Source organism: Camelimonas sp. FR25, assembly GCF_059740505.1.
In genome coordinates, this window is record NZ_JCAWFG010000076.1 from 71,301 (window position 1) to 87,947 (window position 16,647).

The following is a 16,647-nucleotide window of genomic DNA, read 5'->3' on the forward strand; positions in this document are numbered from 1 at the left end:
AGAGCCGAGGGTTCGTTGCATCAGGTCGGGGATTTAATCAGGTCCATTCTCTCATGACAGCGACGAGGGCAATGGCTGACAGGAAAATTTCCGCCAGCCGATTGTATTTTGTCGCGATCCGCCGCCGATCGCGTGCACCCACGCCCACCCTTTTGACTCCTATGGAGCGGTGGGCCTTTACGTGAGTGCTGTCGATGGAAAGCTCCGGGGGGATTGGGCCTGCGCTGGCTATGGGCTCGAAAAGTTGCAGCCAGATCCGCCATCGCGCCCACAGGTGATAGCGGTTGTAGATGGGGGTGGCGGACCAAATTCGGCCTGTACATCCCGCCAGCGACAACTGGTCCTGAGGACACGCAGGACGCCGGATATCATCTGACGATCGTCGCCCCGTGGCTTTCCCGCCTGCTCACGCGGACGATGCGGTTCCTTAGCGTCCCCCTACCGTATTCGCGAGCCGGAACAAACGCCCGTTCATCCCCATGCACCTCCAAAAACCAATTCGGAGGGCAAAGCGGGAAACCAATTCAGAGCATTGTATGGGTTCCCAACCTGTCAGCCTCGCGCAGCGCCCGCGCAGGCCGCGAACATGCAACGTATTCGCGACCTGCAAAGCTCAAGCACCGCTCAGGCTTGACCAGAGTCTGATCAGTCAAGCTCATGGGGCTCTGTTACTAACGTGGCGACGACATACGCCCGTTGCAGCGGCCATCGGCGATCTTGAAGTTGATCGGGTCGCAAGGGATGTTGTCGTGTGCGCAGATACGCTCGCAGATGCGTCCGTCAGCCATGCGCACTGGCCCTGGGCGCTGATCATTGACCGCGCTGGCGCGTTCGCCGCGCCACAGGGATGCGGACGAGGAACCGGCGCTGGCCGGACCGCTGAGCCCCGCCAGAAGCACGACGCCGGCTGTCGCGGCGAGCCACCCCGCCGATGAAATCTTCTGAATGCCCATGGTCTGTCTCCAGTTTGGCCGACCAGTCATCCCGGGCGGCGTCGAGGGGCGCCACACGGACGCGGATGGCGGCAAGCGCGTCATCCCCCGGCGGCGGGGCGCGCCCATAAGCGCGCGTCATTGTCCTTATATGGGGTGTCGCCCACGCCTGTTACAACTGTCTGCCCGCGCAACCCTGCGGTGCGTCGCGGGCGATCCGCCTGGCGGGACTGTGGTGCGCCCGTGCAAGGCCGCGCGTCATACCAGAACCCGACGAGCTTGACTCATCGGGTTCTGGCTCAGCCCGTGCGGCGCCTGAGCATTTCAGGATGCGGATGCGTCAGCATCTTCGCATCCTCGTTTCACGCAACCGGCCTGCGCTTCCGACGCCAAATCAGCGCGCGCCTATTTGTTTTGGAGGAAATCTGGTCCATCAGTCGTGGGCGGGTGATGGATTAACCTGTCGTTCAGCACTGGCGTGGCGCTGTGGCGTCGGGCCGTGCCGCAGGCCCGGCGCCTGTTCACATGCGCCATCCTCGCCGTCATTACTGTCAGCGTCAGGGCGTGATCCCTGTCCGCATGCAAATTATGGGTCGCCATGTCGCCGTCGCGTCAGTTTGTTTTGTCCCTCGCCTGCCCCAACCAGCCGGGCATCGTCGCCGCAGTCGCCAACACGCTGTTCACGCTGGGCGGCAATATTCTCGACGCCAATCAGTATGACGACACCGAAACGGGCGTGTTCTTCATGCGCGTCACCTTCAATGTGGTGGTGGGCGAAGCGGGGCTTGAAGAGGCGCGCAGCGCCTTCGCCGGCCCTGCGGCGCGGTTTGGCATGAAATGGTCGGTGCGCGACCAGAGCGTGCGGCGCAAGGTGCTGCTGCTGGCCTCCAAATTCGATCACTGCCTCACCGACCTGCTGTATCGCTGGCGCATTGGCGAGATCCCGATGGATGTGGTGGGCATTGTCTCCAACCACCCGCGCGAAACCTACGCCATGGCCGATATTGGCGATCTGCCGTTCCATTATCTGCCGGTGACGCCTGGGACCAAGGCGGCGCAGGAGGACGAAATCCGCGCCATCATCGCTGACACCGGCGCCGAGCTGGTGGTGCTGGCGCGTTACATGCAGATCCTGTCGGAAGAGCTGTCGAACGAGCTGGCTGGACGCTGCATCAACATCCATCACTCCTTCCTGCCCGGCTTCAAGGGCGCCAAGCCCTATCACCAGGCCCATGCGCGCGGCGTCAAGGTGATCGGCGCCACCGCCCATTACGTCACCAGCGATCTCGACGAAGGGCCGATCATCGCCCAGGACGTCGAGCACATCAGCCATCAGGACCGGCCGGAAGATCTGGTGCGCAAGGGTCGCGACATCGAACGCCGCGTGCTGGCCCGCGCCATCTCCTGGCATCTCGATGACCGCGTGTTCCTCAACGGCCGCAAGACCGTGGTGTTCCGCGACTGAGCCCGTGCGGCGACTGAGCATGTCGGGCAGCGGATGCGTCAGCATCTTCGCGGCCTGATATGATCGCGGATCTCTGCGCCGTCGCATTGCGGCCCGTCAACGTGAAAAACCCCGCCAGTCGCCTGGCGGGGTTTTTCGGGTATGGATGCAGCCACGTTGTCCGGACGCCACGGCAAGACGTGGATGCCCGTGACAAGCACGGGCATGACGGAATGTAGCGTTTCACGCAGGGCGAGATGTGGCGCAAGCGCGAGATTTGCCGCCAGACGGCTTTGACGCCGCCCCTTAGGCGACGCCATCCGCTATTGCTACCGTCATGCCCGTGCTCGTCACGGGCATCCACGCTCTGCCCCCCCGCGTCACGCTCAGCTCGTCAGCGTCATGCGCCGCGGCGCCGCAGGGCGTCCCCGGCGGCGGGAAGCGCCCTGACAACCGTGTCAGGGCGCCGTTATGCTCAGCGGGCGCTGATCACCTCGCCGACGGGCACGTAATCGTCCTTCTCGAAGCGGACGAGCTGCAGCTCGCGGATCGGCGCGTAGTTCTGCGGATTGTTGGTGTATTTGACGCCAGGCAGCAGGCCCGGAACCTTCACATCCTTCAGGTTGGTGGCGATCTTGATGATGTTCTCACGGGTGAGATTGTCGCCAGCCTCGCGCAGCACATGCGCCATCACATGCGACAGCATGTAAGTGGTGAAGCCGATCTCATTGGTGATGTCGTCGTTGGGCAGGTACTTCTTGAGAAATTCCTTGTAGCCCTTGACGTCAGGGTCATTGGCCCACTTCGGGCTCGACACCTGCTTCAGCGCATGCGCCGACATCAGGCCCTGGACGTTCTCAAGGCCAGCGGCCTCCAGATAGATCCGGCCAGCCGACGGGCTGCAGATGAAGTGCAGCGGCTTCCAGCCGATCTCGGCCATCTTCTTCAGCGACTGCGAGGTGGCCTTGCCAAGGGTGACGTTGAAGAACGTGTCAGCGCCGCTGGCGCGGGCGGCGAGGATCTGGCTGTCGATGGTCGGATCAGCCATTTCATAGGTGATCTCCTTGACGATCATCTTGCTGGCCTTGTCGCCGAGGCCTTCCTTGAAGCCCTGGACGTAGTCCTTGCCGAAGTCGTCGTTGAGATAAAGGATCGCCACCTTTGCGTCAGGCTTCTCCTTGGCCAGATAGCGGCCATAGACCTTGCCTTCGTCGATATAGGTGATCGAGCTCGGCGTGGTCCACGGGAAGACCTTCGGCTGGTCGAACTTCGCGGCGCCCGTCGACACCATCAGCTGCGGGATCTTCTTCTGGTTCAGATAGCGCTGCACGGCCGACTGGGCGGCGGTGCCGACGCTGGCGAAGGTGGCCAGCACTTCGTCCTGCTCAACCAGCTTGCGGGTCTGCTCCACCGTCTTTGGCGGCGAGAAGGCGTCGTCCAGCGAGATCAGATTGACCTTGCGGCCATTGATGCCGCCCTGGGTCTCGTTGAGCATCTTGAAATAGGCGACTTCCACCCGGCCCTGAATGCCGTGGGCGGACAGCGGGCCGCTGTATGGAATGGTGTTGCCGAGACGGATTTCCGTGTCGCTGGCGCCGGTATCGTATTTCTTTTCGCTGGCGACGGCGACATTTGCGGCCATAAGCAGGCCAGCCGCTGCAACAGCAGCGGTGCGGATCAGCTTCATCGTGTTTCCCCCTGCGCTCCTTGGCGGAGCTCTTGTCCGGCATGAACCTGCCGGCGCGGCAATCTAGGGGGAGACGGCGCCGCTGACCAGAAAGAAAAACCGCCCGTCAGCGCATGACTGACGGGCGACATATGCATCTATGGCAGCGCAACCGGTAAAGCCGCGCAAATACAGCGGACTATCGCTGCTCAGTTCACGGTAAGCTTGTCTTTGGTCTTCCACAGCTTGCCGTCAAATTGGGCGATATACAGGGTCTTGAACGGCGAATAGTCGTCCGGGCTGGTGTTATAGGTCACGCCCTCGATCAGCGCCGGCGAGGTCACGCCCTTCATGTTGGTGGCCTGCTTCAGCACATTGGCGCGCGTCAGATCATCGCCCGCGGCCTCAAGGATCTTGCCCATCACCACCGCCTGGGCGTAGCCGATAAAGGCGAGGTCATTCACCGGATCGACATTCGGCAGATATTTGGCGCGGAAGGCCTCGAACTCCTTCATCGCCGGATCGTCGGCATATTGCGGATCGCCGGCGTTCTTGCGGTATTTCACCGTGACGATGCCGACGGCGTTATCGGCGCCCGCCGCCTGGATGAGGTTGGACGAGGTCGAGCCGCTCATCAGGACGTGCAGCGGCTTCCAGCCAATCTCCGCCACCTTGCGGATCGATTGCGACGTGGCCTTGCCCGTGGTGACGTTGAAGAACACATTGGCGCCGGCGTTCTTCAGCTTGACGATCTGGCTGTCGACGGTGGGATCGGCCAGCTCGTAGCTTTCCTCGGCGACAATCAGATCCTTGGCTTTCGGCCCCAGCTCCGCCTTCAGCTCGCGGATATATTCCTTACCGAGCTCATCGTGCTGGGCGAGGATGCCGATCTTCGGCTCCTTGACGTGGGTGGTGATGTATTTGGCGAAGGCCCGCGCTTCAGTGGCGTACATGGGCAGGCCAGGCGTGGTCCACGGGAAGTTCTTCGGATCGTTCCAGCGGCCGGCGCCGGTGTTCAGCAGCAGCTGCGGCACGCCCTTGTTGTTGAGATATTTCTGGACAGCGCCCTGGGTGGCGGTGCCGAGCGAGGAGAACAGCGCCAGCACCTGCTCCTGCTCCACCAGCCGGCGGGTGGCCTCCACGGTCTTTGGCGGGCTGTAGGCATCATCCAGCGACAGCAGCGTCACCTTGCGGCCGTTGATGCCGCCCCTGGTGTCGTTGAGCATCTCGAAATAGGCGGTGGCGGCGCGGCCCAGCGCGCCATAGGGCGAGCCAGGGCCGCTGTGCGGCACGGTCTGGCCGAGCTTGATCGAGGTGTCGGTTGCGCCCGGATCGTATTTCTTCTCGGCCGCAGTGGCGGCGCCGGCCAGCGCGCCGGTCGCCATCAGCACGGCGATGGACAGGCCTGCGTAATATTTCTTCAGCGTCAATTGGGCGTTTCCCTCTTTAATGTTGTGATTGTCGCGCCGACGGCGTGGCGTGGCGCGGATTTGCAGCGCATGCTGGCCGCCGTCGCCCGCTAATGCAATGCTGCGAAAGTCATAATGTCGCCGTCTGAAGCTACAGCCGTTCTGCGGCGCCTGTTTGACGCCGCCCTCGCCGCCGCAGATCCGGCCCAGATCATGGGCCCGGCGCTCAATGCCGTTCTCGCCGACATTCCGCCGCCGCCCGCCGCGCGTGGGCGCACCATCGTCATTGGCGCGGGCAAGGCGGCGGCGGCGATGGCCCAGGCGCTGGAGCGGCGCTGGGCGCAGCATTATCCGGCTGCGCGTCCCGCGGGCCTCGTCATCACCCGCTATGGCCACGCGGTTCCCTGCGCCCACATCAAGCTGCGCGAAGCTGGCCACCCGACGCCAGACGCCGCTGGCGTCGCCGCCACCCAGGAGATGCTGGCGCTGCTCGACGATCTGACGCCGGATGATCTGGTGATCGCGCTCATCTCCGGCGGCGGCTCGGCGCTAACTCCTGCCCCGGCGCCGCCGCTGACCCTGGCCGACAAGCAGGCGGTCAATGACGCGCTATTGGCCAGCGGCGCGCCGATCAGCGACATCAATACGGTGCGCAAACACCTGTCACAGATCAAGGGCGGCCGCCTCGCCGCCCGCGTCGCGCCCGCCCGGCTGATCGCGCTGCTGATCTCGGATGTGCCTGGCGATGATCCCTCGGTCATCGCCTCGGGGCCGACCGTGGCCGATCCGACGACGCGGCGCGATGCGCTGGCGATCCTCGATCGCCATGGCGTCAAAGCCCCCGCCGCGAGGGCGTGGCTGGATGATCCGGCCAGCGAGACCATCAAGCCGGGCGATCCGCGCCTCGCCCATGTGCAGACGCGCATCATCGCCGCGCCGCTTTTGTCATTGCAGGCGGCGGCGGCGGCGGCGCGGGCGGCGGGCCTTACCCCGCTGATCCTCGGCGACGCCCTTGAAGGCGAGGCGGCGGAGGTCGGGCGCGCCCTGGCGGGCGTCGCACGTTATGCCGCCACAGAACCCGCGCCGTTCGGCAGGCCCTGCGTGCTGCTCAGCGGCGGCGAGACCACCGTCACGCTGCGGGCGCCGCCGCCCGCCGGGGCGCGCGGCGGGCGCAATGTTGAATTCCTGCTCGGCCTCGCCCTCCAGCTTGACGGCGCAGCAGGCATTTACGCCCTCGCCGCCGATAGCGATGGCGTCGATGGCATGGCCGACATCGCCGGCGCGCTGGTGACGCCCGACAGCCTGATGCGCGCACGGGCCATTGGCCGCGACGCCCGCGCCAGCCTGCGCGATCATGATGGCCACGGCTTTTTTAGCGCGCTCGGCGACAGCCTGGTCACCGGGCCAACGCTGACCAATGTCAACGATTTCCGCGCCATCCTGGTGGTGTGAGGCCGCCTGTGGCGCATCGCCTGGTCCCACCCCTTCGACCAAGGTTGGGCATGGGCGCGAGACAAGGCCTGTTCCACTTTCGGGACAAACGCCTCACAATATCGCCCGCCCGGCTGGCAAGGAGCGAAGCGCCAGAGGGGTTGGGGGGACAACATGAGCCAGCGGCAAGTATTCGGCCAGGCAGGCGAACCGGAGCAGGAGCGCGCGTTGAGCCATCAGGACGCACACGGCAAGGTGGTGATCATTGGCGCCGGCCATGCCGGCGGCGCGGCGGCGGTGGCGCTGCGCCAGGCCGGGTTCGCCGGTCCGGTGGTGCTGGCGGGCGAGGAGCCGCATGCGCCCTACCAGCGCCCGCCGCTGTCGAAGGCGTGGCTGAAGGGCGAGGCTGGCCATGACGCCCTCGCGCTGAAAAGCGATGACTGGTATGGCCAGAACCAGATTGATCTGCGCCTCGGCGTCGCCGCGCTGGCCATCGACCGCGCCGCTCGCAGCGTGACCCTGTCGGACGGCGGCGCGGAGCACTATGACTGGCTGATCATCGCCACCGGCGCACGGCCACGGCCATTGCCGGGGCTCGGCGCGCAGCCGGCCAACCTGCTGACCCTGCGCAGCCGCGCCGACGCTGATGCGCTCAAGGCCAGTCTCGGGCCCGGCAAGCGGCTGGTGATCATCGGCGCAGGCTATGTTGGCCTTGAGGTGGCGGCCTCGGCGCTGGCCGCCGGCGGCCATGTGGTGGTGCTGGAGCGTGAGCAACGGGTGCTGGCCCGTGTCGCCAGCCCGGAGATGTCCGATTTCTTCAGCCGCGTGCACCGCAGCCATGGGGTGGATCTGCGCACCGATGCCCATATCGACGGCTTCGACATCAGGGATAGCCGGATCACCGCCGTGCGCCTCTCTGGCGGCGAAAGCCTGCCTTGCGACGCCGTGCTGGTCGGCGTCGGCGCCATTCCCAACGCCGAGATCGCCGCGGCGACGGGCCTCGCCTGCGACAATGGCGTGATCGTTGACGAGGCGGCGCGCACCAGTGATCCGCACATCTTCGCCATCGGCGACGTCACCCACCGGCCGCTGCCGCTGTATGAGCGCACGGCCCGGCTGGAGAGCGTGCCGAGCGCCCTCGAACAGGCGCGCCAGGCCGCCTGCGCTATCGCCGGCAAACCGGCGCCAGCGGGCGAGACGCCATGGTTCTGGTCGGACCAATATGATGTGAAGCTGCAGATCGCCGGTCTGCCGTTTGATTCCGATGTGCGGGTGACGCGCGGCGATCCGGCGGGCGGTCGCTTCGCGGTGTTCCACCTGCGCCAGGGCCGGCTGATGGCGGTGGAAGCCGCCAATGCGCCGCAGGAATTCATGGCGGCGAAAATGATGATCCACAATCGCAAGACCGTGGATCCGGCGCTGCTCGCCGACCCTGGGCGCACCATGAAGGAAATCATGGCCAGCTAGGTTGTGAGGCGTGGCGCGGTGGCGGTTGCGCCGCGCCCATGGCGCAGGCTCAGCCCGGCGCCACCCAGTTGAGCGAGCGTTGCAGGGCCTCGCGCCAGCGGCCAAGCAGCGCGCCGCGCGCCGCGCCGTCCATGTGCGGCGTGAACACCCGGTCGGAGCGCCAGTTTCTGGTGATGTCGTCGGGCGAGGCCCAGAAGCCAACGGCGAGGCCCGCAGCATAGGCGGCGCCCAGCGCTGTCGTTTCAGTCACCACCGGGCGCACCACATCGGCGCCGATGAGATCGGCCTGAAACTGCATCAGCAATTCATTGGCCACCATGCCGCCATCGGCGCGCACGGCGGTGACGGCGAGGCCGGAATCCTCGCGCATCGCCATCAGCACGTCATAGGTCTGGAACGCCGTGGCCTCCAGCGCGGCGCGGGCGATATGGCCCTTGCCGGCGAAGCGGGTCAGCCCGACGATGACGCCCCGGGCGTCCTCACGCCAGTGCGGCGCATACAGACCGGAAAACGCCGGCACAAAATAGACGTCGCCATTATCCGGCACGCTCAGCGCGAGGTGCTCCACCTCCTCGCTGCGCGAGATCAGGCCGAGATTGTCGCGCAGCCATTGCACCAGCGCCCCGGTGATGGCGATGGAGCCTTCCAGCGCATAGACCGGCGGCGCTTCGCCGAGCCGGTAGGCCACCGTGGTCAGCAGGCCCGAATGCGACGGCACCGGCCGCTCGCCGGTGTTCATCAGCATGAAACAGCCGGTGCCATAGGTGTTCTTGATGTCGCCAGGCGCAAGGCAGGCCTGACCGAACAGCGCCGCCTGCTGGTCGCCGAGGATGCCAGCCAGCGGCACGCCCTCGAGGCAGGGAATGCGCGCCGCGCCATAGACCTCGCTGGACGAGACGATGCGCGGCAAAATCGCCGCCGGAATGTCGAACAGCGCCAGAATCTCCTCGTCCCATTGCAGGGTGGCGAGGTTCATCAATTGCGTGCGGCTGGCGTTGGTGACGTCGGTGACATGCAGGCAGCCCCCGGTCTCACCGCTCCCGGTCTCCCCGCCCCCCTCCGGGCCGCCGGTCAGTCGCCACATTAGCCAGGCGTCGATATTGCCGAACATCAGCTCGCCCGCCTCGGCCCGCCGCCGCGCGTCCGGCACGTGGTCGAGCAGCCAGCGCAATTTCAGCCCGGAGAAATAGCTGGTCAGCGGCAGGCCGGTTTTGGCGCGCAGGCGATCCTTGCCGCCGTCTTTCTCAAAGGCGGCGACCAGATCATTGACGCGGGCGTCCTGCCAGACAAGGGCGTTGTGCACCGGCGCGCCGGTGAGCCGGTCCCACAATAATGTGGTCTCGCGCTGGTTGGTGATGCCGACGGCGGCGAGGTCCGTGGGTTGCAAACCGGCCTTGGCCATGGCCCCGGCGATCACCGCGCAGGTGTTGCGCCAGATCTCCATGGCGTCATGCTCGACCATGCCAGGGCCGGGATAGATCTGCTGGTGCTCGCGCTGGTCGAGCGCCACAATGGCCCCGTCACGGTCAAAGATGATGAAGCGGCTGCTCGTCGTGCCCTGGTCGATGGCGCCTACATAATTCCGCATCAGCACGCTCCTGCCATGTCAGTGTTCTCCGCCATCCATTGTGCGAGGCGCCCGCGCTCCGCCGCGTCGAGCGCCAGCCCGAGGCGGGTCCGGCGCCACAGCACGTCTTCAGCGCAGCGGGCCCACTCGACCCGCATCAGATAGGCCACCTCGGCGGCGTACAGCCCGGCGCCAAAATGCTCGCCAAGGTCATCTGGCTGGCTGGCGCCGGCGAGGATGGCGTCAATGCGCGCCCCATAGGCGTGGGCGAGACGCTCGACCAGCGCGGCCGGCGCCCAGGCGTAGCGTCGCCGCCGGTGCGCGATAAAGGCAGGCAGCAATGCGGCGGCGCCCAGCGGCTTGCGACGCCCGTTGTCCGTTGCTTCGGCGAGCGCGCTGGCCAGATCACCGCCGGGCAAGGGCGCCGTGCCCGTCCAGGCCGGGCCGGCGTGCGGCAGCCAGGGCGACAGCTTTTCCAGCGCATGCTCGGCGAGCCGCCGGTAGGTGGTGATCTTGCCGCCAAACACCGACAGCACCGGCGGCTCGCCGCCAAAAACGTCGAGCGCCAGCACATAGTCGCGGGTGACGGCGCTGGCGTTTTGCGCGGCGTCGTCATACAGCGGCCGCACCCCGGCAAAGCTGGCGACCACCTCCTCCGCCCGCACCGGCTGGCGGAAATATTCGCTGGCGCTGGCGCACAGATAAGCGATCTCTTCAGCGGAAATGTCCGCCGTGGCCGGATCGCCGTCGAACGGCGTGTCCGTGGTGCCGATCAGCGTCAGGCCGTGGCGCCACGGAATGGCGAACACCACCCGGCCATCGCCATTCTGGAACAGATAGGCGTGATCGCCTTCATAGAGCGATGGCACGGCGATATGGCTGCCCTTGACCAGCCGCAGCCGCTCCGGCCCCTTCACCCCGAGCCGACCGCCAAGCACCGCGCTGACCCAGGGCCCTGCGGCGTTGACCAGCACCCGGGCGCGAACCAGGCGTTCACGGCCAAGGGCGTCGCGCAATTGCGCCTCCCACAGGGCGCCGACCCGGCGGGCGCTGACCAGCTGCGTGCGGGTCAGGATGCGGGCGCCGCGCTGCGCCGCATCGACGGCGTTGAGCGCCACCAGCCGGCTGTCGTCGACGCGGCAATCAAAATAACTGAAGCCGCGCGTAAGCCGGGGCTGCAACGGCGCCCCTTCCTGGCTGCCGCTGAGGCGCAGACCGCGCGCCCCGGGCATGCTGCTGCGGCCGCCGAGATGGTCATAGATCAACAGGCCGAGGCGGATCATCCAGGCCGGGCGCAGGCCGGGCTCATGCGGCAGCACGAAGCGCAGCGGCGTGATCAGATGTGGCGCCAGCTGCAGCAGGCGCTCGCGCTCCTGTAGCGATTCTCGCACGAGACGAAAGGCATAGTGCTCAAGATAGCGCAGCCCGCCGTGGATCAGCTTGGTGCTGGCTGATGATGTCCATGACGCCAGGTCATCTTGCTCGACCAACGTAACGGAAAGGCCGCGGCCCGCCGCGTCGCGCGCCACGCCGCACCCATTGACGCCGCCGCCGATGACCAGCATGTCCACAGGCCCAGGCGTCGACGCGTCCGGCTGGGTGAGCGCGGCTTCGCCGAAAACCACCACGCCCTGGCCCAACTCGCTGGCGCGGGCGCTGGCGACGCCTGTGTCAGCGACGACCACATCGCCTGGGAGCGCATCAAAACTGCCTGCGCATGCAGCTCCTGGGATGGCGACGCCTGGTCGCTGCTGTGCGCTTGCGCTCATGGATGGGGGGCCTCCGCAACGCCGCCTGTATCGACGGCCTGCGCAAGGCTAGTCGAAACGGCGCGGCCCGAACACTCCACGTTTGGCGACAGCGCAAGCCGCCGTCTGTTGCGCCGCCTTCAGCCTGCCAGTTCGGGATACACCTCGGGGAAATCGCTGAGGCAATGATTGCGTAGTCCAGGCGGGGTGACGAAGCCCAGACTGTGGCTGTCCTTGTCGAGGGTGAGCAGCGCATAGCCTGGCGTCTTGACGCCAATGCTCTCCTGCATGGCGTCGGGAATGGTGAACGCCTCCGACGGCGCCCAGACATGATCCACCCCATGACTGCGCATGAGACGCTGCTGGTGGACGTGACCGGAGGCGATGACGCGCAGATCAGCCCCGGCGAAGGCCTCGATCAACCGGCGCCGTTGTGGCGGCGGCGCATAGCGCGGATGGGTCGGCGTCGTCGCGCTATCCGCCAGCGCCAGCGGCTTGTGCAGGAACAGAGCGAGCGGCCCCTGCGCCCCGGCGATGGTCTGCGCCAGCCAGCTGAACTGCGCCTCTTCCAGCGCCGCCCCTGCGCCGAACAACTGACTGTTGACGCCAATCAGCCGCCAGCCGGCGACGTCGCGGCGCCAATGGTCTGGTCCAAACAGGTTGATGTAGTCGGCGAGCCGAGCGGCGTTGAACGGCGTGGCCACGGCCTCGCCCCCGGCGACGCCAGATGGCGGGTTTTCACCGATGTCATGATTGCCGGGCAGAAACAGCACCGGGGCCGGGGCGGCGGCGAACAGCGCCCTCGCCTCAGCAAGATCGTCTGGCCGGCTGACGCCGTCGGCGCTGATATCGCCGAGATGGATGATCAGATCACAACGACGCGCGGCGATGTCGGCGAGCACAATGGCGAGATTGGCGTTGAAGGCCGGGGCGCGGGCGGCGGCGTGGCTGTCGGCGATCAGGGCGATGAGCATCAGGCCTCTCCTCTCATGGGAAGGCCGCGTCGTACGCTCAACGCAAGGGGGACGTCGCCGGCGCGCGTCTGCGGCGAGCCATGTTCGCGCCCGCCGATGACAGAGCGACGACGCCGGTCGCCGCCTTCACTGTCGGCTTCCCTTGCATCCCGCACTTGCAGCCTTCACTTGCCGCCGCCGCTTGCGTTAGACACAGCGCCCCCTGCTCAGCCCAGCGCCACGCCAGCTTCAGCCAGCGCCGCCGGCACGGCCGGGTTCTGCGCCGCTTCGGCATATTTCTGCCCCAGCGCCGCCAGCGAGCGGGCGTGGTATTTCTGCGTGTCCTGGGTAAAGGCGCCGTCGGGCAATTGCACGGTGAAGCTGGGCGCGCCGGCAGCGACGGCCGCCGCATTGGCGCGCGTCCATGGCAGGAACACCTTTGCGATTTCACCGGCCAGCAGCGGCGTCAGCGTGCCTTTCAGGCTATCCCAGCTCTCAAACGCCCCTTCGGCCTTGGGGTCGAGCATGCGGTTGATCCAGGCCATGGTGTTGGGCGCGCTGGCCCGCATCATCGCGCCCGGCGTCGGATCGGTGGAGCATTCATACAGCTGGGCGAACAGGCCGAAATCGCCAAACGCCGGGCGGCCGCCGAACAGATAGGGGCGCGTCGCCAGATGCTGCTCCAGCACGGCGAGGATGCGGTCGAGGCTCGCCTCGATCAACGCCGCCGTGGCGTCGGATGAGCCGACGAACCCGAGGCGACCGACCATACGCTCCTTCATCGTGGCCACGGCCCGGTCGCGCGCCTCAGGCGCAAGGTCGGGCATCGAACCGTCGACAATGCGCTCGGCGCCTGACTGGGCGTCGACATCGCGGCGCCAGCGATAGTGGAACATCGGCTTGTTGCCCCACTCATCGCCGAACTCCTCGATCAGCGCCGAGACGAAGGCGGCGACCGGGTCGTCCGGATGGATCGACGGCGTCGGATGCTGCGCCTCGAGCGCCTCAATGATCGGCGTCGAATCCTGCATTCCCTGACCCTCGGGGGTGATCAGCAGCGGGATGATCGGCAGGCGGGCGTGCTTCTGAAATTCGTCCTGGGTCGCCGGGCCGCGATGCAGCCAGACATGGGGCAATTGCTTGTACCGCAACCACGACCGCACCTTGACCGAATAGGGCGACAGCTCAGCCCCGATCAGACGATATTGCATCACGCTCTCCCCTTATTTTGTTTGTCATGCTCGCCATGCCAGCCTGCCCCCAGGCCATTGGTGAGACTGTCAGCAACTATTGCGACAGGTCCTTCAGTACGCCGCGTCAGCCGACACCACATCGCGTGGCGTCTCGCCAGCCGCAAACGCGTTGATATTGGCGGCGGCTTTCGCGCCAAGCCGCATTTGTGTGTCGGAATCCGCCCAGGAAATATGCGGTGTCAGCCGAATTTTCGGATGAGTGTAGAACGCGTGCCCTGCCGGCAGCGGTTCTGGCTCGGTGACATCAAGCGTGGCGAAGCCCAGGGGGCCGCTATCGAGCGCCTCCAGCAGGGCCTGCTGGTCGATGAGACCGCCACGCGAAATATTGATCAGATGCAGTCCGGGCTTCGCGGCCAACAGCACCTCGCGGCTGATCAGGCCGCGGCTTTCCGGGGTCAGCGGCAGCGCCAGCACCAGATGATCGCAACTGGCGGCGAGTTCGGCGAGGGACGCCGCTGGCTCAACCCCCTCCGCTGCGACGCCGCCGCGCCGGCGCAGTGCGCTGACGTTCATGCCAAAGGCGCGGGCCCGCGTCGCCACCGCCTCGCCAATCGCCCCATAGCCAACCAGCCCGACTCTCGCGCCATAGAGCCCGCCCAGCCGGCGGGCCTTCCACTGCTCTGGCCCGGAGACGGCCAGGCGATCAAACTCCTTGGCGACGGTCAGCATGGCGGCCAGCACATATTCGCTAATCGGCGGCGCGGCGACGCCACGGCTGGTCGCCACCACCGGACCGTTGAACATCCACGCCGGATAGCCATCTATCCCCGCCGAGCCGAGCTGCACAAAGCGCACCTTGCCTGGCCACTCCGCTGGCTGGGTCGCAGGGGCGTTCACCCAGCATTTCGGCTGGGTGACGATGACATTGACCTCAGGATCCGGCAGCCATGGCGGCGTGTGCTGATCGTGCACACGCACGTCTTCTACGCCAGCCTCACGCAGGATCGCGGCGAAGGCGCCGCCCAGTTGCGAGGCGACGACGATCGGCTGCGCCCCAGGGGGCGCGGGTGTGGCGGGCTGGCTCATGGCGGGGCGGCTCTTCGCAAGGCGGCTGTTGGCGATTTGTCGACAGACCTGACGGCGTCTGGATCAGGCGCAATCAGGCAGGATCAATGACGGCGACCACATCGCCCTCTTCGACATTCTGCTCAACCGCCACGCGGATTTCCTTGACCACGCCCGCCTTCGGCGCCTCGACGGCGATCTCCATCTTCATCGCCTCGAGGATCACCACCGCGTCACCCTCTTCGACGCGCTGGCCAATCTCTGCGGCGATCTGGAACACGCGGCCGGAAATCTCGCTTTTTGCTTCAATGCTCATGGGGAACGTTTCCTCGTCTGCGCCCTGTTATCGGGCGTCATGCTTGTTGGTGCGCCCGGACATTTGAAACGTCCGGGCGGCGATAGGCAAGTGTGTAGCAAGGGGACGCGCCGCCGGACGACGGCGCGCCCGCGCCGCGCTCACGATCAGGGCGCGAGTTCGCCAGCGGCGATGCGCTTGCCGAGGGCCCAGCGATGCACTTCTGACGGGCCGTCATAGATGCGGAACGAGCGCACGTCGCGGAAGATGCGCTCGACCATGGTGTCGCGGGTGACGCCAAGGCCGCCGAGAATCTGCATCGAGCGGTCGGCGACCCGGTAGATCGCCTCCGAGCAGATCACCTTGGCCATCGAGCTTTCATTGCCGCCCTGGGCGCCCTGGTCGAGCAGCCAGGCGGTGTGCAGGATGGTCAGGCGCGCCACATGGATATCCATGAGATTGTCGGCCAGCATGAACGACACGCCCTCATGGTCGGCCAGCGGCTTGCCGAAGGCGGTGCGCTTGCGGGCATATTCGGTGGCGATGTCGTGGGCGCGCATGGCCGAGCCGAGCCAGCGCATGCAATGGGTGAGACGCGCCGGGGCGAGGCGCACCTGGGCGTAGCGCAGACCCTGGCCGGCCTCACCGAGAATGGCGCTCTGCGGCACGCGCAGATTGTCGAAGCGCACGACGCCGTGGCCGCCGACGAACGAGCAGTCGAGCGAATCCAGCGACCGCTCGATGGTGATGCCCGGTGCGTTCATCGGGCTAAGGAACATGGTGGGACGGCCATCGCCCTCGCCGCCGTCAATCTTGGCCATAATGATGGCGAAGGCGGCGCCTTCTGCGCCAGTGATCAGCCACTTCAGGCCGCTGATCAGGAAATCGTCGCCGTCGCGCTTCGCCACAGTGGCGAGCTGGCGCGGGTCGGAGCCTGCGCCTGGGGCTGGCTCGGTCATGCAGAAGCAGGAGCGGACCTCGCCGCTGGCCAGTGGCTTCAGATAACGCTCACGCTGTTCGGCATTGGCGACGATCTCCAGCATATGGATGTTGCCCTCATCCGGGGCGGCGCAATGCATCGCCACCGGGCCGAGCATGGAATAGCCGCCGGCGATGAAGCTGATGGCGCGGCCGACGTGGCCGAGACCCAGGCCGCCGAACTCCACCGGCGCATGCGGGCCGAACACGCCAGCCTGCCTGGCCAGCGCCACCAGCTCCTTGCGCATCTGATCGGACGGGCCATGCGCGCCCCAGCGCGGATCATTCTCATAGGGAATGATCTGTTCACGGACGAACACGCCGATGCGGTCGGCGAGCGCCGTCAGCTCCTCAGGAATGGCGAAACCAAACTGGCCGGCGAAAGGCGCGGCTCCAGCTGCTGCGGACATCGGATGTCTCCTCTGGCGTGGGGGCGGACGCCGCCGTCGGGCACGGCGCCCAGGGCGCAGCGCCAGGACGTCGCCCTGTAAAGCTGTTG

13 protein-coding genes and 1 pseudogene are annotated in these 16,647 nt (G+C 66.5%); 3 read left to right on the forward strand and 11 right to left on the reverse strand.

The window, feature by feature from the left end; translation table 11 throughout:
* Positions 1–228: 228 nt before the first annotated feature.
* Positions 229–408 (reverse strand): annotated as a pseudogene (locus AC6A67_RS09125) (transposase); the annotation flags it as partial.
* A 263-nt stretch (positions 409–671) separates the two neighbouring features.
* On the reverse strand, positions 672–953 hold the full coding sequence (locus AC6A67_RS09130; RefSeq protein WP_498036241.1) for a hypothetical protein: 282 nt from the start codon (positions 951–953) through the stop codon (positions 672–674).
* A 577-nt stretch (positions 954–1,530) separates the two neighbouring features.
* Between AC6A67_RS09130 and purU the strand changes: the two genes are divergently transcribed.
* Positions 1,531–2,397 (forward strand): formyltetrahydrofolate deformylase, encoded by an 867-nt coding sequence (gene purU, locus AC6A67_RS09135; RefSeq protein WP_498036242.1) that lies wholly within the window; start codon positions 1,531–1,533, stop codon positions 2,395–2,397.
* Positions 2,398–2,851: 454 nt separating this feature from the next.
* Here the strand turns inward: purU and AC6A67_RS09140 are convergent, their stop codons facing one another.
* Positions 2,852–4,063, reverse strand: coding sequence for an ABC transporter substrate-binding protein (locus AC6A67_RS09140; RefSeq protein WP_498036243.1), 1,212 nt, complete (start codon positions 4,061–4,063; stop codon positions 2,852–2,854).
* A gap of 188 nt (positions 4,064–4,251) precedes the next feature.
* Entirely contained in the window at positions 4,252–5,427 is a 1,176-nt protein-coding gene (locus AC6A67_RS09145) for an ABC transporter substrate-binding protein (protein ID WP_498036279.1), read from the reverse strand.
* 159 nt (positions 5,428–5,586) lie between these two features.
* On the opposite strand from AC6A67_RS09145, the gene AC6A67_RS09150 reads away from it, so the two are divergent.
* Complete coding sequence (locus AC6A67_RS09150; RefSeq protein ID WP_498036244.1) at positions 5,587–6,903, forward strand: glycerate kinase type-2 family protein; 1,317 nt, start codon at positions 5,587–5,589, stop codon at positions 6,901–6,903.
* Between the two features lie 153 nt (positions 6,904–7,056).
* A complete protein-coding gene (locus tag AC6A67_RS09155) occupies positions 7,057–8,349 on the forward strand; it encodes an NAD(P)/FAD-dependent oxidoreductase (RefSeq protein ID WP_498036245.1) in 1,293 nt (430 codons plus the stop codon).
* 49 nt (positions 8,350–8,398) lie between these two features.
* On the opposite strand, the gene glpK is transcribed toward AC6A67_RS09155, so the two are convergent.
* From glpK to AC6A67_RS09190, 7 genes are all read right to left on the reverse strand, one after another.
* Entirely contained in the window at positions 8,399–9,937 is a 1,539-nt protein-coding gene (gene glpK / locus AC6A67_RS09160; RefSeq protein ID WP_498036246.1) for a glycerol kinase GlpK, read from the reverse strand.
* Positions 9,937–11,481 (reverse strand): glycerol-3-phosphate dehydrogenase, encoded by a 1,545-nt coding sequence (glpD, locus tag AC6A67_RS09165; RefSeq protein ID WP_498036280.1) that lies wholly within the window; start codon positions 11,479–11,481, stop codon positions 9,937–9,939. The genes glpK and glpD overlap by 1 nt, the downstream gene beginning before the upstream one ends.
* 323 nt (positions 11,482–11,804) lie before the next feature.
* Entirely contained in the window at positions 11,805–12,638 is an 834-nt protein-coding gene (locus AC6A67_RS09170) for a metallophosphoesterase family protein (RefSeq protein WP_498036247.1), read from the reverse strand.
* 206 nt (positions 12,639–12,844) lie between these two features.
* On the reverse strand, positions 12,845–13,828 hold the full coding sequence (locus AC6A67_RS09175) for a glutathione S-transferase family protein (protein ID WP_498036248.1): 984 nt from the start codon (positions 13,826–13,828) through the stop codon (positions 12,845–12,847).
* Positions 13,829–13,921: 93 nt separating this feature from the next.
* Complete coding sequence (locus AC6A67_RS09180; RefSeq protein WP_498036249.1) at positions 13,922–14,896, reverse strand: NAD(P)-dependent oxidoreductase; 975 nt, start codon at positions 14,894–14,896, stop codon at positions 13,922–13,924.
* Positions 14,897–14,969: 73 nt separating this feature from the next.
* On the reverse strand, positions 14,970–15,191 hold the full coding sequence (locus AC6A67_RS09185) for an acyl-CoA carboxylase biotin carboxyl carrier protein subunit (protein ID WP_498036250.1): 222 nt from the start codon (positions 15,189–15,191) through the stop codon (positions 14,970–14,972).
* A gap of 146 nt (positions 15,192–15,337) precedes the next feature.
* Entirely contained in the window at positions 15,338–16,558 is a 1,221-nt protein-coding gene (locus tag AC6A67_RS09190) for an acyl-CoA dehydrogenase family protein (RefSeq protein ID WP_498036251.1), read from the reverse strand.
* Between the last annotated feature and the right edge of the window lie 89 nt (positions 16,559–16,647).